Origin of the sequence: Bacillus sp. HY001 (assembly GCF_007558965.1) — a bacterium.
Classification (GTDB): domain Bacteria; phylum Bacillota; class Bacilli; order Bacillales; family Bacillaceae_G; genus Bacillus_A; species Bacillus_A mobilis.
In genome coordinates this window covers 1-415 of the sequence record NZ_VLTE01000300.1, presented here as the reverse complement: position 1 = coordinate 415, position 415 = coordinate 1, and the positions used below count along the sequence as shown (strand labels likewise).

1 protein-coding gene is annotated in these 415 nt (G+C 33.3%); it reads right to left on the bottom strand.

What is annotated here, in order from left to right; genetic code table 11:
- A partial coding sequence (locus FOT98_RS33345) for a C40 family peptidase (protein ID WP_144291269.1) occupies nt 1–353 on the bottom strand: 353 nt, incomplete at its 3' end.
- Nucleotides 354–415 lie beyond the last annotated feature (62 nt).

Genomic DNA, 415 nt, shown 5'->3' with positions numbered 1-415 from the left:
CCTGGTTGGAGAGCACTTCTAGCGATACGTGTAGTTTTATTATATTGATCTTGTGCTGTACGTGGCAATTTAATCCCTTGTGTCCCATATCCCCATTGCATTAATCCCGAACAATCAAACCCAGTTTTAGGACTATTCCCACCATATTTATACGGTGTACCTTCATATTTTTTCATGGCTGCATAAACTTTATTAAATTGATTCGTAGTTATTGATTTTGTGGTTGAAGCAGATATCGATTGAATTGTATTTTCATTTTTAGAAATACTATCAAGCTCATCTGCAGCAGCAAAACTACTACCAGATCCTAGTATAATTCCTATTGTTATTGCACCAACTAAAATTTTCTTCATAAATTTCTCCCCCTATAATCTATTGTAAGATTTTATTCTTATCACCTAATAGATTAATTGTT